This is a genomic window from Enterococcus sp. CWB-B31, assembly GCF_020567645.1.
Taxonomy (GTDB): domain Bacteria; phylum Bacillota; class Bacilli; order Lactobacillales; family Enterococcaceae; genus Enterococcus_L.
Genome location: NZ_JAJDJW010000019.1, coordinates 19,764 through 39,500, shown reverse-complemented (window position 1 = coordinate 39,500; position 19,737 = coordinate 19,764). Strand labels below are relative to the sequence as shown.

At 40.7% G+C, this 19,737-nt stretch carries 18 protein-coding genes and 1 other annotated feature; of the genes, 17 read left to right on the top strand and 1 reads right to left on the bottom strand.

The features are described 5' to 3' along the window. Positions 1 to 83: 83 nt before the first annotated feature. From LI954_RS14045 to glmU, 17 genes are all read left to right on the top strand, one after another. The gene (locus tag LI954_RS14045) at positions 84 to 1,226 is read left to right on the top strand and encodes a PIN/TRAM domain-containing protein (protein WP_202067279.1); all 1,143 of its coding nucleotides are present in this window, start codon (positions 84 to 86) and stop codon (positions 1,224 to 1,226) included. 3 nt (positions 1,227 to 1,229) lie between these two features. Continuing rightward, entirely contained in the window at positions 1,230 to 1,925 is a 696-nt protein-coding gene (ispD, locus tag LI954_RS14040) for a 2-C-methyl-D-erythritol 4-phosphate cytidylyltransferase (protein WP_202067280.1), read from the top strand. A 6-nt stretch (positions 1,926 to 1,931) separates the two neighbouring features. Next, on the top strand, positions 1,932 to 2,405 hold the full coding sequence (gene ispF / locus LI954_RS14035) for a 2-C-methyl-D-erythritol 2,4-cyclodiphosphate synthase (protein ID WP_202067281.1): 474 nt from the start codon (positions 1,932 to 1,934) through the stop codon (positions 2,403 to 2,405). A gap of 16 nt (positions 2,406 to 2,421) precedes the next feature. After that, positions 2,422 to 3,882 carry a glutamate--tRNA ligase gene (gltX, locus tag LI954_RS14030; protein WP_202067282.1) on the top strand — a complete coding sequence of 487 codons (1,461 nt, stop codon included), beginning with the start codon at positions 2,422 to 2,424 and terminating at the stop codon, positions 3,880 to 3,882. Between the two features lie 2 nt (positions 3,883 to 3,884). Next, positions 3,885 to 4,098 (top strand) — a binding site (T-box leader). 134 nt (positions 4,099 to 4,232) lie between these two features. Continuing rightward, complete coding sequence (epsC, locus tag LI954_RS14025) at positions 4,233 to 4,781, top strand: serine O-acetyltransferase EpsC (protein ID WP_202067283.1); 549 nt, start codon at positions 4,233 to 4,235, stop codon at positions 4,779 to 4,781. Then, positions 4,765 to 6,177, top strand: coding sequence for a cysteine--tRNA ligase (gene cysS / locus LI954_RS14020; protein WP_229444769.1), 1,413 nt, complete (start codon positions 4,765 to 4,767; stop codon positions 6,175 to 6,177). Before epsC ends, cysS begins: the two co-directional genes overlap by 17 nt. Beyond that, positions 6,174 to 6,581 carry a Mini-ribonuclease 3 gene (locus LI954_RS14015; protein ID WP_202067285.1) on the top strand — a complete coding sequence of 136 codons (408 nt, stop codon included), beginning with the start codon at positions 6,174 to 6,176 and terminating at the stop codon, positions 6,579 to 6,581. Before cysS ends, LI954_RS14015 begins: the two co-directional genes overlap by 4 nt. Continuing rightward, positions 6,562 to 7,383 (top strand): 23S rRNA (guanosine(2251)-2'-O)-methyltransferase RlmB, encoded by an 822-nt coding sequence (gene rlmB, locus LI954_RS14010; RefSeq protein WP_202067286.1) that lies wholly within the window; start codon positions 6,562 to 6,564, stop codon positions 7,381 to 7,383. Before LI954_RS14015 ends, rlmB begins: the two co-directional genes overlap by 20 nt. A 13-nt stretch (positions 7,384 to 7,396) precedes the next feature. Next, positions 7,397 to 7,927, top strand: coding sequence for an NYN domain-containing protein (locus tag LI954_RS14005; RefSeq protein ID WP_202067287.1), 531 nt, complete (start codon positions 7,397 to 7,399; stop codon positions 7,925 to 7,927). Positions 7,928 to 8,124: 197 nt separating this feature from the next. Then, a complete protein-coding gene (locus tag LI954_RS14000) occupies positions 8,125 to 8,685 on the top strand; it encodes a sigma-70 family RNA polymerase sigma factor (protein ID WP_202067288.1) in 561 nt (186 codons plus the stop codon). 123 nt (positions 8,686 to 8,808) lie between these two features. Then, the gene (locus tag LI954_RS13995; protein WP_202067289.1) at positions 8,809 to 9,054 is read left to right on the top strand and encodes a Veg family protein; all 246 of its coding nucleotides are present in this window, start codon (positions 8,809 to 8,811) and stop codon (positions 9,052 to 9,054) included. Positions 9,055 to 9,218: 164 nt separating this feature from the next. Further along, complete coding sequence (gene ispE / locus LI954_RS13990) at positions 9,219 to 10,070, top strand: 4-(cytidine 5'-diphospho)-2-C-methyl-D-erythritol kinase (RefSeq protein ID WP_202067290.1); 852 nt, start codon at positions 9,219 to 9,221, stop codon at positions 10,068 to 10,070. 274 nt (positions 10,071 to 10,344) lie between these two features. Continuing rightward, complete coding sequence (locus LI954_RS13985; protein WP_229444768.1) at positions 10,345 to 11,298, top strand: metal ABC transporter substrate-binding protein; 954 nt, start codon at positions 10,345 to 10,347, stop codon at positions 11,296 to 11,298. A 155-nt stretch (positions 11,299 to 11,453) separates the two neighbouring features. Further along, positions 11,454 to 12,155 (top strand): metal ABC transporter ATP-binding protein, encoded by a 702-nt coding sequence (locus tag LI954_RS13980; RefSeq protein WP_229441394.1) that lies wholly within the window; start codon positions 11,454 to 11,456, stop codon positions 12,153 to 12,155. 33 nt (positions 12,156 to 12,188) lie between these two features. Then, positions 12,189 to 13,025: a metal ABC transporter permease gene (locus tag LI954_RS13975; RefSeq protein ID WP_202067293.1), complete on the top strand. Its 837-nt coding sequence runs from the start codon at positions 12,189 to 12,191 to the stop codon at positions 13,023 to 13,025. Positions 13,026 to 13,167: 142 nt separating this feature from the next. After that, positions 13,168 to 13,983, top strand: a complete 816-nt coding sequence (gene purR, locus LI954_RS13970; protein WP_202067294.1) for a pur operon repressor — start codon at positions 13,168 to 13,170, stop codon at positions 13,981 to 13,983. A 296-nt stretch (positions 13,984 to 14,279) separates the two neighbouring features. Then, positions 14,280 to 15,665: a bifunctional UDP-N-acetylglucosamine diphosphorylase/glucosamine-1-phosphate N-acetyltransferase GlmU gene (gene glmU, locus LI954_RS13965; RefSeq protein ID WP_267491507.1), complete on the top strand. Its 1,386-nt coding sequence runs from the start codon at positions 14,280 to 14,282 to the stop codon at positions 15,663 to 15,665. A gap of 280 nt (positions 15,666 to 15,945) precedes the next feature. Here glmU and LI954_RS13960 read toward each other — a convergent pair whose 3' ends face one another. Further along, positions 15,946 to 19,557 (bottom strand): 5'-nucleotidase C-terminal domain-containing protein, encoded by a 3,612-nt coding sequence (locus LI954_RS13960; RefSeq protein ID WP_420705986.1) that lies wholly within the window; start codon positions 19,555 to 19,557, stop codon positions 15,946 to 15,948. Between the last annotated feature and the right edge of the window lie 180 nt (positions 19,558 to 19,737).

Sequence of the window (19,737 nt, the reverse complement as noted above, 5' to 3'; positions counted from 1 at the left end):
TGGTATATTATTTTGACTGGACCATTGTATCCAGTCGTTTTTAACGAATAATCAAAAATAAAATTTGAGAATAGGAGAGTACTATGCAAAAACGTGTAATCTCTGTCTTGATGGTTGTTGTTGGAGCCAGCTTGGGAATATCATTATTTCCTATAGCTTGGAAGATGACAAATCAAGCGGATAATAAATGGCTGAACAATAATTTTACTAACAGTCTGATCGGTGCAATTATTTTCTTTATTTTATCTTTACTGTTAACAAAATACATTATTTCAGCAGTTAAAAGAATTGAAAAATCTTTAAATGAGGTAAGTCTGACCTTTCTTCTATTTGGAAGTGTCGGAGCGATTTTAGGCTTAACGCTCGGTGTGATTATTTCCATCCCAATGTACAACTTGGATATTCCTGTAGTGAACAGTCTGGTCCCTATTTTAGTTATGATTATGCTGGGTTATCTGGGCTTTCGAATGGGAACTACCAGAATTGAGGAGTGGAAAAAAATCTTTACCAGCAGACAAAAGAAACCGTTGCCGGAAAATGAAGGACAGATGCTGGAGCGTAAGGTGGAGGATCATTTTCACAAATATAAAATTTTGGATACAAGCGTAATTATTGATGGTCGAATTTATGATATCACCAAAACCGGATTCCTGGAAGGCGTTATTTTAATTCCTAACTTTGTTTTATATGAGCTTCAATATATTGCTGATTCTGGCGACAGCTTGAAGCGGGTACGCGGACGACGCGGGCTGGATATTCTGAATGCCCTTCAAAAAGAAGAAGGAATTTCTGTGGAAATGTACGATGGAGATTTTGAGGATATTGCAGAAGTAGACAGTAAACTGATTAAGCTGGCAAAGCTTTTAGATGGTGTCGTTGTAACTAATGACTATAATTTAAATAAAGTCTCTGAATTTCAAAATGTTCCGGTTCTGAATATCAATGAGCTGGCAAATGCTGTGAAGCCGGTAGTGATTCCAGGAGAAACAATGAACGTAATGGTTGTCAAAGCCGGAACAGAGCGGCAGCAGGGGGTGGCTTATCTTGACGATGGCACCATGGTTGTTGTTGAGGACGGACAGCATTATATGAATGAGCATATTCAGGTCGTTGTGACCAGCGCTCTTCAGACAGCTGCTGGACGGATGATTTTTGCCAAACCTGCACATTCAGGCAGAGGAATTGATGAAAATAAGGGTTCTTATCAGGCAAATGAAAAGAAGTAGATTATGAAAGAATATGAAGTTATTTTACTGGCAGCAGGTCAGGGAAAAAGAATGGGGGCTTCCCGAAATAAAATTTTGCTGCATCTTATGGGGAAACCGGTTATCCTGTATTCGCTGAAAACGTTTCTGAAAGATCCGCTGTGCAGGCATATTATTTTAGTAACTCAATCAGATGAACAGGATTTGCTTAAAGAAACGATTCGAAAAGTTCGAAGCAAAAACTGTACGATTACTATTGTTCCCGGCGGCTGTGAACGCCAGTACAGTGTGTATAATGGTTTGCAGAAGCTGAAACATCCAGAAAATATTGTGATGGTTCATGATGGTGCTCGGCCATTTGTTACTCGTTTGCAGTTAAAGGAGCTTCATGCGGCAGCACTTGAAACACGTACCGCTATTTTGGGTGTACCGGTTAAAGATACGATTAAACGAGTAATCAATGGAACAGTTCAGGAAACCATTCCCAGAGATACATTGTGGCAGATTCAGACACCACAGGTTTTTTACGGAAATGACCTGATAAATGCACATGAAAAAGCCCGTGAAGAGGATTTTCTGGGAACGGACGAATCTTCGTTGATGGAAAAATATAGTAATCTTCCTGTGACAATGGTTCTTGGAAGCTACGAAAACATTAAATTGACAACACCGGATGATATGTTGATAGGTGAAGCAATTGTTAAACGAAAAAGGAGCTAGACAAATATGTTTAGAATTGGTCAGGGATTTGATGTTCACCAGCTGGCAGAAGACCGCAAGCTGATTGTCGGCGGTGTGGAAATTCCCTTTTCTAAGGGATTGTTGGGACATTCGGATGCTGATATTCTGCTTCATGCCATTACCGATGCAATTCTGGGCGGTGCGGGCTTAGGTGATATCGGTCATCTGTTTCCAGATACAGATCCTGCATTTAAAAACGCAGATTCGATGGAACTGCTGTATCAGGCAAATAAAAAAGTCATGGATGCAGGCTTTACTATTAACAATATTGATTGTACAATTTTAGCAGAGCAGCCGAAAATGAAGCCGTATTTGGAAAAGATGAAAGAAAATATTGCCGAGACCTGTAAAATAACCGCAGAACAGGTGAATATAAAGGCGACAACGATGGAAAAAATGGGTTTTATCGGTCGTGAAGAAGGAATGGGAGCGATGGCGGTCGCTTTACTCGAAAATTAAGAAAGAGGAAAAGATAATGACAAAAGTTCGTGTACGTTACGCACCAAGTCCAACAGGACACCTGCATATTGGAAATGCAAGAACAGCTTTATTTAATTACTTGTTCGCCCGTCATAATGATGGTGAATTCATTATCCGTATAGAAGATACAGATCAAAAGAGAAATATTGAAGACGGTGAAAAAAGTCAGCTTGAAAATCTGGCGTGGCTTGGAATTAATTGGGATGAATCTCCAGAAAATCCGGGTGAGTATGGTCCGTATCGCCAGTCTGAACGAAAAGAGATTTATCAGCCGCTGATTGATCAGCTGCTAAGCAGCAATCGTGCGTATAAATGTTATTGTACAGAAGAAGAGCTGGAAACAGAAAGAGAAGCACAGAGAGCGAGAGGTGAAATGCCTCATTACTCTGGAAAGTGTGCAGATCTGTCGCCTTCAGAACAGGCAGAAAAAGAAGCACAGGGATTGAAACCGGTCATCCGTTTCCGCGTTCCAAGAAATACTACCTATACATTTGATGATATGGTTAAAGGGGAAATCGTATTTGAATCTGATAATACCGGCGGCGATTTTGTTATTCAAAAACGTGACGGTATGCCTACCTATAACTTTGCGGTGGCTGTAGATGACCACATGATGAAAATTACTCATGTGCTCCGCGGTGATGATCATATTGCCAATACACCAAAACAGCTGATGATTTATGAAGCATTTGGCTGGACACCGCCAAGCTTTGGACATATGACTCTAATTATTAATTCAGAAACAGGGAAAAAATTAAGTAAGCGTGATGAAACTATCCTGCAGTTTATTGAACAATATCGTGAGCTGGGCTATTTGCCTGAAGCAATGTTCAACTTTATCGCATTACTGGGCTGGTCTCCAGTTGGGGAAGAAGAAATCTTTTCTCAGGAAGAGCTGATCAATATTTTTGATCCTGAACGCTTAAGCAAATCACCAGCTGCTTTCGACAGCAAAAAGCTTGAGTGGGTAAACAACCAGTACATGAAGCAGATTGATTTGGATGTATTGGCAGATATGTGTATCCCTTACTTGATCGCTGACAGTCGCGTAGAAAAAGATCCAACACCGGAACGAATTGAATGGTTGAAGAAACTTGTCAGTCTTTATCAGGCGCAAATGAGTTACGCTGCTGAAATAGTGGGACTTTCTGACCTGTTCTTTAATGAACATCCGGTTCTGGATAACGCAGCAAAAGAAGTTCTGGCAGGAGAAACAGTTCCTGAAGTGCTGAATGTGTTTAAAGCACAGCTGGAAGAAGCCGCTGTAGTGGATGTTCCAACAATTAAAGCGGCAATCAAAGCTGTTCAAAAGGAAACAGGAGTAAAAGGGAAGAACCTGTTCATGCCGATTCGTGTAGCTGTTTCCGGATTGACACATGGACCTGAGCTGGCAGAAACTATTGAGCTTTTAGGAAAAGAAAAAGCACTGGCTCATTTAACGAATGTTTTAAAATAGAAAGAAACACACAGAAAAGAAGAAGTAAAAGGCTGTTTATTTTCAGAGAGACTGCGGCAGGTGTAAGCAGTCAGTAAATACCCTTTGAAATGCCCCTTTGAGTGGTCTCGGTGAAAAGCAAGTAGCTGAGAACGGCTGACAGACGTTACCTGTTTTGAGGCAAAGCAGCAGTCTGTTTTGTGAAAAAAAGTGGAACCACGTGAAAGCGTCTTTTAAGCGGAATTATTTCGTTTGAAAGGCGTTTTTTATCATTAATTAAGGAAAATAAAGGGGAAAAAGAGTCTGTCTGCTGATGGTAAAATGAACTGAAGGAGTTGTTTTGAAAGAAGATAATGAAAGGAAGGAAGCTTATGAGTTGGTTGAAGAGGAGCATTGCTGCGGTTAGAAAAAATGATCCGGCAGCCCGTTCCACTGCAGAAATTCTGTTTACCTACCCAGGGGTATATGCGCTGTTCTGGCATCGGCTGTCGCATTTTTTATACAATCATCATCTCTATCTGCTGGCAAAAATTCATGCTCAATTTTGGCGATTTTTGACAGGTATTGAAATTCATCCGGGAGCAACAATCGCACCTGGCGTTTTTATTGATCATGGGATGGGTGTGGTTATTGGTCAGACAGCTGAGATCGAGGAAGATGTGGTGCTATTTCATGGTGTGACGTTAGGCGGTACAGGTAAAGACAGCGGGAAACGACATCCTACTGTTAAAAAAGGTGCAATCATTTCTGCACATGCACAAATTTTAGGACCGGTTACCATAGGAGAACAGGCAAAAGTAGGTGCTTCAGCAGTTGTGCTGATCGATGTACCGGATCGAGCGACAGCAGTGGGAATTCCGGCAAAAATAGTCCGAATCAACGGGGAAAAGGTAGGAGAAAAAGATGATACAGATTTATAATACATTAACCAGACAGAAGGAAGTCTTTACACCTTTGGAAAAAGGAAAGATTAAGATGTATGTCTGCGGACCAACAGTCTATAATTATATTCATATAGGAAATGGGCGCAGTTCAATTGCCTTTGATACGATTCGCCGCTATTTTGAATATAGAGGTTATGAAGTAAATTATGTTTCCAACTTCACAGATGTGGATGATAAAATTATCCGGGCAGCCAATGAGCTGGGGATTACAGCACCGGAAGTTGCAGATAAATTTATTCAGGCATTTAAAGAGGATACTGCGGCGCTGAATGTAAAGCCTGCTACTGAAAATCCAAGGGTAATGGATCATATGCCGGATATTCAGGCATTTATTGAGGCACTGATTGATAAAGGGTATGCTTATCAGTCTCAGGGAGACGTATACTATCGCACTAGAAAATTTAAAGAGTATGGGAAATTAAGCCACCAATCCATTGATGAGCTTGAAATGGGCGCCAGTCAGCGTACTGGAGAAGAGCTGAAGCTAAAGGAAGATCCTCTTGATTTTGCTTTGTGGAAAGCGGCAAAAGAAGGAGAGATTTTCTGGGATTCTCCTTGGGGTGTCGGTCGTCCGGGCTGGCATATTGAGTGCTCGGTGATGGCAGGCAAGCATTTGGGCGATACCATTGATATTCATGGCGGCGGTCAGGATCTGGAGTTTCCGCATCATGAAAATGAAATAGCACAAAGTGAGGCAAAAACCGGGAAAACATTTGCGAATTACTGGATGCACAACGGCTACGTAACGATTGGCGAAGACGATGAAAAAATGAGCAAGTCTTTAGGAAATTTTATTACTGTACATGAAATGGTTAAGCAGGTAGATCCTCAGATTTTGCGGTTCTTTATGGCAACGACTCAGTATCGGCGCCCGATCCGCTATAGTGAGACAACTCTGAAAGAAGCGGCAGTAAATTATCAGAAACTGAAAATCGCTTTTGAAAATCTTTCTTTCAGAAAAGATTCAGCAGAGGAGGCGTTGCTGGAGGATGCTGAAAAGATTGCGGAACTGGATCAGATTGAAGCAGCTTTCATTAAAGAAATGGATGATGACTTTAATGCGGCCAATGGAATTACGGTTGTTTACGAATTGGCAAAATGGCTGAATCAGTACAGTGAGCAGAATTCTGTTTCCAAAAAAGTTACAGAATATGCCTTGGGATTATATACGGTACTTTTGGAAATATTTGGCATTCTCTTTTCTTCGGCTGAACTGTTGGATGATGCTGTTGATCAGCTGATTGAAGAAAGAAATCAGGCAAGAAAAGATCGAAATTTCGCTCGCAGCGATGAAATTAGAGATCTGTTAAAAGAACAGGGAATCATTCTTGAGGATACTGCTCAGGGAACCAGATGGAGACGTGGCGAATGAGAGATTACACACAGCTGAACGGTCTGGCACTGGCTTATGTAGGGGATGCAATTTATGAAATATACATTCGGGATTACCTGGTCTCAGAAGGACAGACGAAGCCAAATGTTCTTCACCGAACTGCAACCAATTATGTCTCAGCAAAGGCGCAGGCTTCTCTAATGCAGGGAATGCTGTCGGAAGGCAAGCTGTCGGAAGAGGAAGAGCTGATTTACAAGCGTGGAAGAAATGCCAAAAGTCATACCTCGGCTAAAAATGCGGATATCACAACTTACCGTGTTGCGACCGGCTTCGAAGCGTTGATGGGCTATCTTCATTTAATGAAGAGGACCGAACGTTTGGAAGAATTGATTGAATGGTGTATAAAGAAAGCAGGTGAGCAGAATGAAGCCAGGAAGAAATAGAAACAGGCAAAATGATAAGAAAGACAGAAGACCTGTGAAAGTGAAAAAACAGGAAGGCCCTGTCGCAGAAAAAAATGATGATTTTGTTTTTGGTCATTATGCGGCACTCGAAGCACTGGGAAATGACCGCGGCAACAAATTGTTTTTGCAGGAGGACCTTTCTGGAGAAAAGATAGAGAGACTGAAAGAAGCTGCAAAGGAACATGCAGTTCCGGTAAAGTGGGTACCGAAGCAGAAGCTGGATACTTTGAGTGACCGAGGCGTCCATCAGGGGGTGGTTCTGGCTACAACTGCATATGAATATTTGACGCTGGATCAGCTGCTTGAAAAAACAGAATCGGAGACTCCTTTTTTTCTGATACTAGACAGTATAGAAGATCCGCATAACTTGGGCTCTATCTTGAGGACTGCTGATGCAACGGGAGTGGATGGAGTGATTATTCCAAAGCATCGGGCAGTGGGTGTTACCTCAGTTGTTGTAAAAGCTTCCACAGGGGCTGTAGAGTACGTTCCCATTGCCAGAGTAACGAATCTGACCAATGCAATTACGGAGCTTAAAAAGGCCGACTTTTGGATATTTGGGACAGATATGCAGGGAACCGACTATCGGCAATGGAATACCACAGGAGCTGTTGCACTGATTATCGGAAATGAAGGTCGGGGAATGAGTAAAGGTCTGCATAAAGAGGTAGACGAACTGCTGACTATTCCCATGACAGGGCATGTTCAAAGTTTAAATGCCGGCGTGGCTGCCGGATTATTAATGTATGAAGTTTATCGGGGAAGAAATCCCAAGGTATGAGGAGGTGAAATCGGTGAAAAAGCAGCTGCTGATTGTAGATGGCTATAATATGATTGGTGCATGGCCGGAATTAGTTCGTCTGAAAAATCAAAACAAGCTGGAAGATGCAAGGGAAGCGCTGCTTCACCGATTATCCAACTATGCGAAATATGAAGGTCTTGAAGTAATGGTTGTTTTCGATGCCCAGCTGGTACCTGGAATCCAGCAAAGCTATAAAAAATATCAGCTGACAGTTGTTTTTACAAAAGAAGAAGAGACGGCTGACAGCTATATTGAACGTGTAACAGGGGAAAAAAACAATCTGCTGACACAGGTCTCTGTGGCTACGAGTGATCTGGCTGAACAATGGCTGATTTTTTCAAAAGGGGCACTCAGAATTTCTGCCAGAGAATTATATGACCAGATTCGTAAAACAGAGCGGACGATTGCCATTCATGCGACGGATATTCAATATCAGAGCTTTAGACGGAACTCACCCTGGGATATGGAACAACTGTCAAAGCTGTCTGATATTTTAGAAGAGCTTTCGAATGAGAAGGACTGATTTGAAAATATACGCAAGAATGTATGAGTACAGAGAAGAGCCATCAGAAAAAAACTCTATATAATAAAATAATATGCTAAAAAGAAGAAAATATTTATCGTAATATATTTTCTTCTTTTTTTATCTTCATTTTAGATGCGGAGAGATGGTACTCTTTTTTCATCAATTTGTTTAATTGGATGGAAAGGGAGTTAAGTATGAATCAGTTTGAAACAATTTTACACGGGGACTTTGAAGCATTTGATCAGCTATATCGAAAGTATTATCCAGTTGTTTTTAAAATGCAGACGAAGTATTATTTGAGAGGATTTGATCAGGATGACTGGCTGCAGGAAGGACGAATTGTCTTTTTTCGTTCTTTGGAAAAGTTTCAGGAAGGACACAAAGTAACAATCGGAAATTTTTTTAAGCTTAATTTCGAGAATCATATTCGAAGTTTAGTCCGCAGACAATGCGCCTATAAGCGTCAGGGGGACATAACTGCTGTATCACTTGAACAAAAAATGGATACACAAGGGGAAACATTTTTGGATTATATGCAGATAGAAGAATCTCAAGCGCTGGACTACATGATTATTCGTGAAAAACTGGAAGATGCTCATAATGTCCTGTCTTCTTTTGAGCGGGTTACATTTGAAGAATATATGGATGGCAAAGAGCTCAGCGATATTGCAGAAGAATATGATGTGCAGCCGATCAGAGTCAGAAGTGCCTATGATCGGGCAAAAAAGAAGATCAAATCATTGATATATGATTAAAAAAAAGAGAGAAAAATAAAAGAATTAAATAATTGTAGTATAAGTAGTTGCAATTATTTTTGTGCTATGGTAAACTTGAAATTTTCCTGTACATGTGATACAATCGTTTTTGAGGTGAATGCAATGCCAACAACTTTAGCTTCAATCAAGAAAGACTTGGAATGCCGTATTGGCAGTAAAATCACATTGACTGCGCAGACGGGAAGAAAACGGCAGACAGAACGTTCAGGTGTTTTAACAGAAACCTATCCTTCTGTTTTTGTTGTAGACTTAGATCCAGACGAAAACTCGTTTGAACGGGTTTCTTATAGTTATTCAGATGTGTTGACACGTACTGTAGAAATTGAGTTCATCGGTGAAGCTGTCTAAAGAATGACGAATCAAGTTGGGTAAAACGGAAATTTCGTTTTGTCCAACTTTTTTTATATGCTGTATTATACAAACATTCTATGTACTTCACTAAAAACATATGTTAGAATTTTAAAGGATTCTGTCGTATAAGATTGCTGATATATCATAGAATAGGTGGAGACATGGAGATAATTGAGAAGGCACCGGCAAAGATTAATCTGGGTCTGGATGCATTATACAAGAGGAAAGATGGATATCATGAATTGGAGATGGTGATGGCTAGTGTAGATTTGGCAGATCGTCTTTCGTTTGAGCCTCTTCCGGATAATCAAATTATCCTTGAAACAAATAATTCTTTTATTCCTTTAGATCAAAAAAATCATGTGTATATCGCTGCAGAGCTGATAAAAAGCAGGATGCAGATCGATCAAGGAATAAAAATCTTTATAGAAAAACGAATACCTGTTGCTGCCGGCCTTGCAGGAGGCAGCAGCGACTGCGCAGCCACACTGAGAGGATTGAATCGGCTTTGGCAGTTGGGTCTGACAAATACCGAACTGGCTGAACTGGGCAGTGAGATTGGCTCGGACGTTCCTTACTGTATTGAGGGAGGAACAGCTTTTGTGACAGGCAGAGGCGAGCGGATAGAAAAGCTTCAGCCTATGCCGCAATGCTGGGTAGTCCTTGTGAAGCCGAAAATGAGTGTTTCAACAGGCTCTGTATTTGGCAGTTTGTCGTTTAACAGCATCCATCATCCGGATATTACTGGTCTGAAAGAAGCAGTGCAGGCAAACGATTATCTGCGAATGACACAAACAGTTGGTAATGCATTGGAAAGTGTGACAATTCAGCGGTATCCAATTATTCAGCAGATTAAAGATCGAATGTTGAAATTTGGCGCTGATACAGCTTTAATGAGCGGCAGCGGACCTACTGTTTTTGCATTGTGCGATAAAAAGAGCAGAGCCCAAAGAATTTATAATGGGCTAAAAGGCTTTTGTGATGAGGTTTATCTGGTAAGAACACTGAAATAATTGCTTATCAGTGTGTATCTGATTTAGATATGCAGCATGTGCCTGGAATTATAAAAGATTCCGGGCTTTTTGCTTTTTTCTGAATCTGGAAATAATTTCGTGCTTCAAGTCTGTAAATGAGGTCTATTTCTTACTGCAAATCACCTGAATGAAAAAGGTTTTCAGATTCTTTTGATTTTTTTCTTGACGGAATTTTTAACTTCTGATAAAGTAGGTTTTGCTCTTAAATCGTAAAAATTACGATTTGCAAAAGTAAATCGGAATGGAGAAAAAAATGAAGCGAAAATTTTTGAAATATAGTATGTGTATCGGTATGCTCTTACTAGGTATTTTTATTTTAGCTGCCTGCGGGGAAACAACGAAGCCGGCAACTGACAAACAAGATCAGATTACTGTGATGACTACTTTCTATCCTATGTATAATTTTACAAAAGAAATTGTAGGAGATGAGGGAACTGTTGAACTGTTAATCCCTTCTGGTACAGATGCCCATGACTTTGAACCAAGTGCAAAAGATATCGCAAAAGTTTCCGATGCAGACTTGTTTGTATATAATAGTAATGAATTCGAAACCTGGGCAGAAGATGTCATTTCAAATATCAATCAGAATAGTGTAAAAATTGTAGAAGCAAGTAAAGGTATTGATTTGATGGAAAGCGATGACCATGATCATGAAGAGGAAGAAGAAGAGCATGATCACAGTCACGAAGTAGACCCGCATGTCTGGCTGAACCCTGTGCTGGTCCAAAAAGAAGTGGAGACAATTCGTGATGCGCTGGTAAGCAAATATCCTGATAAAAAAGAGGTATTTGAAGCAAATGCAGCTGCTTACCTTGAAAAATTACAGACATTGGATGCTGAGTACAGAACAGCTTTTGCAGCTGTTGAAAATAGGACCTTTGTGACACAGCATGCTGCTTTTGGCTATCTGGCAAAAGAATATGGACTGATACAGGAGTCTATTTCAGGTATTTCTCCTGATCAGGAGCCTTCACCAAGTCGTTTGGCTGAATTGAAGAAATATATTGATGAGCATCAGGTAAAGGTCATTTATTTTGAAGCAACAGCTTCCTCAAAAGTAGCTGAAACACTGGCTAAAGAAACAGGTGTTGAGCTTTCAGTACTGCAAACACTGGAAAGTCTGACAGAAGAGGAGCAGCAGTCAGGTCAAGATTATATTTCTGTGATGCAGGAAAATCTTGAAGCCTTGAAAAAGAGTATTAAGTAAAGAACAAGACTGATATATTTTGGCTGTATTCTAGAGCATGTGCAGGTTTTGATTGCTCTGAATGAAGCAGTTTTGGATGAAAAATAAAGTAAAGAATAAGATATCATCAGACTGGGAACTGAATATGTTATTTTATTAAAAAAGGGAGAGCGTATATGCATTACATTGATGTACAGGGACTAACATTTTATTATGATGATGAGCCTGTTTTGGAAAATGTTTCCTATTATGTTGATCCGGGTGAATTTGTTATTTTAACGGGAGAAAACGGAGCTGCAAAATCAACCCTGATAAAAAGCACGCTTGGGCTGCTTAAACCTGCAAGCGGAACAGTAACGGTATCTGATAAAAATGCTGAAGGGAAAAAAATCAGTATCGGCTATATTCCTCAGCAGATTGCCTCATTTAATGCTGGCTTTCCCAGTACGGTACTGGAATTAGTCCGCTCCGGCCGATTTCCCAGACAGCGCTGGTTTCAGCGGCTGACAACAAAAGATCATCAGCACGTGGAAAAGGCATTGAAAGCAGTTGGTATGTGGAATATGCGGCATAAACGCATTGGTGAGCTTTCCGGCGGGCAAAAACAGCGGATCAGTCTGGCCAGAATTTTTGCAACAGATCCTGACCTGTTTATTCTTGATGAACCCACAACAGGGATGGATGAAGAATCCAGAAACGAGTTTTATCGTTTGTTAAGACACAATGCTCATGCTCATGGCAAATCGATTTTGATGATTACTCATGATCATGAGGACATTAAGAAATATGCAGATCGGCAAATTCGCTTAGTGCGGAAAGAAGACTCTCAGTGGCGTTGTTTTCACATGAGTTCTGAGACAGACATGGATGAAGTATAAAATTGAAAAAGATAGATTAGGGAGTTGAATATTTTGGAGATGTTTTCATATGAATTTATGAGGCGGGCATTTCTGGCTGCAGGATTTATTTCTGTTATCGCCCCAATGCTGGGAGTGTTTCTGGTTATCCGGAGGCAGTCGCTGATGGCAGATACGTTGTCCCATGTCTCTTTGGCAGGAGTTGCTTTGGGGCTGTTCTTTAATTTGAGTCCCAATTTAATGACCTTGGTTGTAGTCATCATAGCAGCTGTTGTTCTGGAGTATTTGCGGCATATTTATAGTACATATTCAGAAATTTCAATCGCTATTTTAATGTCCGGCGGTCTGGCACTCGCACTGGTTCTGATGAATATGAACAGCGGGAATTCTGCAACAAGTATCCAGTCATATTTGTTTGGTTCCATCGTTACTATTACATGGGAACAGGTAGTAATTTTGGCAGTTTTGTTCGTTGTGCTGGTCATTCTGTTTTTCCTGTTCAAGCGCCCGATGTATGTGTTGACGTTTGATGAGGACACAGCGCATGTTGATGGACTTCCTGTACGCTGGATGTCCATGCTGTTTAATGTAATAACAGGAGTTGCCATTGCTGTGATGATTCCAATCGCAGGAGCCTTGCTGATTTCTGCTATTATGGTGCTTCCTGCAGCGACAGGATTGAGAATCGGAAAAGGGTTTAACATGGTAATTCTAATTAGTACAGTTGTAGGGCTGGTGGGGATGATGGCAGGATTGACTGGTTCTTATTATCTGGAAACACCACCGAGTGCGACCATTACACTGGCATTTATTAGTATTTTTTTAGTAATCAATGTTATTCGTTATATTACAACCATCTCTTTAAGAAATAGAAAAATTAAAGGAAGTTAGGGAAAAACGAAGATTCTTTTCCCTGACTTCTTCTTTTTTATAGAATATGCGAACTATTTCAGATTTTTTCTTTAAAATGCTCGAATTTTTTCTTCTAAACCCTTATAATAAGGAACGATAGAGAAAAAAGGAAGTGACTAATTTGAAAACCCGTAGAAGTGAACGCCTAATTGATATGACACAATATCTGTTAAGTCACCCACATACATTAATCTCTCTGACATTTTTTGCTGAGAGATATCAGTCTGCCAAGTCTTCTATTAGCGAAGATCTGGCGATTGTAAAAAAGACGTTTCAGCAGAGAGGAACAGGTCTTCTGGAAACCGTACCGGGAGCTGCAGGAGGCGTTCAGTTTATTCCCAAGATTCCATACGAGGAAGCAAAGCAGTTTATTATGGAGCTGGGTGACCGTTTGTCCGAACAGGATCGTCTGTTGCCGGGCGGCTATGTCTATCTTTCTGATTTACTGGGACAGCCGGAGCTGCTGCGTCAGATTGGTCGGGTGATTGCTTCAATTTATTTAGATCAAAAAGTTGATGCAGTGATGACTGTGGCAACAAAAGGTGTGCCGATTGCACAGGCAGTTTCTTATTATCTGAATATTCCCTTTGTGATTGTCCGCAGAGATTCAAAAATTACAGAAGGTTCTACAGTCAGCGTGAATTATGTATCCGGTTCATCTGAACGGATAGAAAAAATGGAGCTTTCCAAACGCAGTCTGGAACGGGGATCGAGGGTTCTTGTCGTAGATGATTTCATGAAGGGCGGCGGAACGGTTAACGGTATGAAGAGTCTGATTGAGGAATTTGAAGCTGAATTGGTGGGCATTACTGTATTTGCAGAGTCCAAATTCAATGGACAGCGTGCAATCAATGATTATACATCTCTGCTCTATGTGAAAGATGTGGATACCCAGACAAAAACGATTAATGTTGTTCCGGGAAATTATTTTAGTTAAGAATAAATCAAAATAATTGCTAGACAAGGAAGCTTTGCTGTTCAAAAAATAGCGAAGTTTTTTTGCTATACTGAATAGGATCATCCATCCATAAACTAATAGTTATAGAATGGACCAAATTGCTCTGCATTATTTAAAATTGGTTTGGTTGAAAAAGTGCATTTGGTAAGATAAACTAAGAGAAGGTTATGATAAAGATAAACTTCATTTGTTTGGGATTTAAAGAGCGGGGATTTTAGAATTACGCCGTTCTCTTGTTATAAAAAAGAATGAGACAGAATTGAGGAGTGACAAATTTGGAAGAGAACAGATACGTCATCATTTTAGCTGCAGGTAAAGGTACACGTATGAAATCAAAGCTTTATAAAGTCCTTCATCCCGTGGCAGGGAAGCCTATGGTAGAGCATATTGTCGATCAGGTAGAGCAGACTAAGCCAACGGAAATTGTGACAATTGTCGGCCATGGTGCAGAAGCAATCAAAGAGTATTTGGGAGAACGGACAAAGTATGCGTTACAGCAGGAACAGCAGGGAACCGGACACGCGGTCATGCAGGCAGAAAGCTTGCTGAAAGGGAAAAAGGGAACCACACTGGTGATTACAGGAGATACGCCTTTGTTAACGGCAGAAACACTGACCAATCTTTTTGATTATCATCAAGGGAAAAATGCTAGTGCAACAATTCTGACAGCTCAAGCTGATGATCCTACAGGTTATGGACGAATCATTCGTGATCATTTGGGAATTGTTGAGAAAATCGTTGAACAGAAAGATGCGTCTGAAGAAGAGACAAGTGTAAGAGAAATCAATACAGGAACATTCTGTTTTGACAATGAAGCCTTGTTTTCTTCCCTTTCAAAAATAGAGAAAAATAATTCGCAGGGTGAGTATTATTTAACAGATATTATTGAAATTTTGAAAAACGGCAGAGCGACAATTGCGGCTTACCGGATGGCTGATTTTGATGAAGCAATGGGGATTAATGATCGAATGGCACTGGCCACCGCAAATAAAATTATGTATAAACGTCTGAATGCGATGCACATGATGAATGGCGTTACGTTTGTCGATCCTGCTAGTACGTACATTGATGAAGGCGTAGTGATTGGCTCAGACACTGTGATTGAAGCAGGAGTCTGTATCAAAGGAAAAACTGTAATCGGTGAGGACTGCTTTATCAGCTCCGGTTCGGAAATTGTGGACAGTGTGATTGAAGACAATGTCAAGATTGTTCATTCCGTAATTGAAAAAAGTACCATTCGAAGTCATGCGGATGTCGGTCCATTTGCCCATTTAAGACCCAATACAGAAATTGGTTCACGTGCACATATTGGGAACTTTGTTGAAATAAAAAATTCTTCAGTAGGTGAAGAGACTAAAATTGGTCATCTCAGCTATGTAGGGGATGCAGATTTAGGGAAAGATATCAATGTCGGCTGCGGTGTTATTTTTGTGAATTATGACGGGAAAGATAAGCAGCATATCTCAGTAGGAGATCATACGTTTATCGGTTCAGGTTCTAATTTGATCGCACCGCTGACAATCGAAAACAATGTAATGATTGCTGCTGGATCAACCATTACGGATGATGTATATACACATGATCTCGCAATCGCCAGAGCAAGACAGGTCAATAAAAAGGGATACGCAGAGAATTTTTCTTATTTTGAAGGTAAGGAATAAGAACAGTTTATTCGGTTTTAGGGGACTTAGACATACTTATGTCACAGTCCCCTTTTTTCAGTTATTAAATGATGTTGTTATTTACCGTAAAGTTTAAAACCAGTGTCTTGACCGAATTAAAAACAAGTTATTCTTCTAATCCAAGAAACGTGCCCTACCAAGTAGTATTACATATGAGACTGCTGCTTTTGAAGCTGTCCCATTTGTTATTGAAGCATACAAGTTAAGACTTTCAATCATTTGACTATCATTTATTGTAATTTACAATCTGGTCAAGCCGCTAGGATATTTTTCGCTTGTTATAGTAGTAGGTTCCTGTTACAGCAGCGCCTGCAGTCAGTAAGCCAATACCCAGATAAGAAGCAATTTCTTCACCTGTTTTCGGATAATTTCCGCCATTTTTATCTCTGTCCCCTTCACCTGCTGTTTTTTCGCTGTCTGCTTCATCGCTGCCGCCTTCTTTATTGAACTCAGCTTCAGCAATAGAGATGATGCGTTTTCCAGGGAATTGTTCTTCATATTGAGCCAAATCGACATTGGTTGCTGTATCTAACAGACGCAGTGCTGCGCCTTGTTTCAGATAGTCAATCAGAACGGTGTCAAGAGAAGGGCCTTCTTCTCTTTCACCGCCGAGCATGTCGTAACCATCGCCTCCGGCAGCCAGAAAATCGTTGGTTGCCATATTGTAGGCAGCAGTATCTTCGATTGGTGCAAATTCACCGGTTTCACGGTTTTGGACTTCAATTTGCAAGACACGCTGACCAATGACTGTCTGTCCTGATTCGTTGCCTTCATCGTTTGCTAGCAGTGTTCCTTGTTTAGTTGAATCATAATAAATACGAATTGTGCTTGATACGTGAAGGAATCCACCATTTGCACCCAATTTCGGTTGTCCATAATCGTCTAAAATGACTGAGCCGTTTTCATCCTTTTGTGCAGTTGAGCGAAGAGACATCTCAAACATTTCTTTCACCTGTGCGCCTGTCACCTTAATTTGTGAGATGCTGTTGCCAAATGGCAGAACAGCAATAATGTCTCCAAGAGTTACGGAGCCTGGTTCGATAGTTGCACGAATACCTCCACCATTTGTTACAGCGAAATCAGTCGGTGAACTGAACCCGGTTTGTCCATAAGAAAGCATAGAGTCACCAATTAAATTTCCCAGATTTGTTTCTCTGGTACGCACATTATCTCGTTCTCCGTTGAACAAATAAGGGTTATTTTCAAGCACAACTTCAGAGCCCCAAGCTTCAAAGGTTGCTTTTGCCTGATCAACCAATGCCTTAACTGCTGTATTTTCTTCCAGCTCTGCCAGAGTCTCAGCTGAAACCAGTTCTGCAGATTTAGCAGATACATTATTTACATCCAGTTTTACCAGACCCACATTGTTCAGATAGTTGCCTGTTTGAGTATACAGGACATTTCCGTACATCATACCGCCATTTACAGCAGTATGAGAATGACCATCCAGAACAACCAAATTCAAATCAGGGAAGCTGACGTTTAATTCTTTGGCCAGTGTGTCTCCCCGCCACTCAGCTGGAGTTGTTTCATCAATTCCCAAATGTCCGGCAATAACAAAAGCATCAATTGCTGTTTCGGAATTTTTCAAGGTGTTGATGATTTTCTTTGTTTCTTCAATCGGATCAGCGAATGTTACTCCGATAATGTTGTTTGGATGGGTTTTGGTTGCTGTTTCCGGTGTTGTTACACCGATTACGGCATAATTTCTGCCATCTTTTTCAATAAGGGTATAGGGTTCAAAGACAAGCTGTCCGTCTTTATACGTATTATTCGAAAGAAGCGGGAAATTCAAATTTTCTTTATAGTGAAGGGCTCGTTCAAAACCGAAATCAAATTCATGATTTCCCACAGCCATTGCATCATAGCCAACTTCGTTCATAATGCTGACCATATCCATTCCTTCAGAGAAATTAGAGATAGGCAGCCCCTGGAATGCATCCCCTGCATCGATTAACAGTCCGGGATTCTTTTGATCCTTATAGGTTTTAAGACGGGCCATTCCCAGAACATCCTGTCCGTTTCCTTCCAGTCGTCCATGAATGTCATTTGTATGCATGATTGTTAAAGTGCTTGGCTGAAAGCCTGCCTCAATGACATCCTGTTTGGTAATTGCCTTGACATTTGGTGTCCGGCCGTCTGCAGCGGAAACAACTTGAAGCGTTCCATTATTTACCAGCTCAACAGCCAGTGCCCGCCAGTCTTCATCAAAGTTGTAGCCGATGATTTCCCAGTTGTGCTCAATCTCCTTTTCCGGATCAATCATTCCTTTTTCTTTGATATATTGAGCAATATATCCTCGAAGCGTTTCCGGATCTGTAGAGACTAACGGTTCTTCTGTAATAATTCCCTGAGCCAGCAAACCTTCATAACGGTAGTTGTTCATGGCAATTGTATAATTGGCAGTTGGGTCTACAGCCGCTCCATCAATGGTTGGGTTGATAATCCGCTGTCCGACTTCTTTTGAAATATCCATTTTATAGTCAATTCCTGAAAAAATATCGTAATTGTAAACACGTATTGCTTCATTGAAGCTGATGGTCAGGTCATCCGGTTGAGGGGTATTGTAATAAGCCGCCTGATTTTCCATGTATTTTAACAGATTTTCTCCGGTAATATTCACGCTGACCAAGGTATTCGGGTACTTGTAAATATCAAAAATATTAGAGTAGGAAAGAGTGCCTTTATTTAATTTGCTGTCTGCTTTAAATAAGGCAGAAGCAGCAAGCTGAGCGCCTGTGTATTTTCTTTGGACATTGTTAATTAATGAGATCATGGCAGTTGGCTGAAGCTGAGCCTCAGGAATGCCTGTCACTTCTTCTGCCGGAAGGAAATCAGCAGCAGCTGTTCCAATTGGATCTGAAATGAACTGACGTGCTGTATCATGATAAGTTTGTGTAGCGGCTTTTAATTCTGTATCGGCAGCTGCCTGTGTGGTGTCAATAATGGAAACATGGTCATTTTTTACCTCCCATTTTCCGTTGATTTTTTCAATATCCAAATCAATCCGAACCATTTCGATACCCGTATCTTTTGGTGCGCCGACAGGAGCTGTTCCGCTGGGACTGTCAATCTGCTCTGCGAAAGAGCGATGATCATGTCCTAAAATAAATGCATCAATACCTGCTACATTATTTATTACCTGATCGGCACTTGCAGCAGGATCGCTGTCTGTCCGTCCGGCGTGGATGGAAGCCACGATGATATCCGCAGAGCCTTTGAGTTCTGCTACAGCTTTTTCGGCTTCATCTTTTAAAGCATTGAAATACAGTGTTTCAACTTTTGCCCCATCCCAATTTGGAATATGCGGAGTGGTCAGACCAATAATTCCCACAGTCAGATCCTTTGTCCCGTCGTTATCCAGATCAATATCTTTTAACGTGGTGCTTCCTACGTAACGGTTATTTGTTGCTTTGACATATGTGTTTGCAGAAAGAATTGGGAAAGATGCTTCGCTGCTGATTTTGTCAATCAGATCAAGGCCAAAATTGAATTCATGGTTTCCAAGGACCATAGCATCATATTTGATTTCATTCATGGCTTTAATCATTGGATGCTCTTCGTTAATCAGTGGTTCTTTGTTGTACAAATCATCGGTAAGAATGGTTCCCTGTACGATATCCCCATTATCAATTAAAATCGTTCCATTGGGATTTTCTGTACGAACATTTTTGACAACCGTACTTACTTGTGAAAGTCCGACAGCAGCTTCTTTGTCATCCTCATACGACCAGTTCCACAGCTGACCATGAACATCAGAGGTTCCCAGAACAGTCAGCCGGTGGGTTTCCTCCGCTTCAGTTTCTGCTGTTGCGGGAACTGTTGTGCTTCCGCTTACCAGCAAACCTGTGACAATCAGCCATTGAAAGATGTTTTTGATTTTGTTACGCCCTAGCTTCTTCAAAAAACAAACACTCCTTCTTCCTATTTTTTAGTGCACAAGACTATTTTAACAAATATAGAGCGCTTTCTAAATGTTTTTCTGGCTTTTAATGAAAAATAAATAGAAAAAAGAGATATTCGTATAATCTTGGTAGAAAAATCAGAAGTA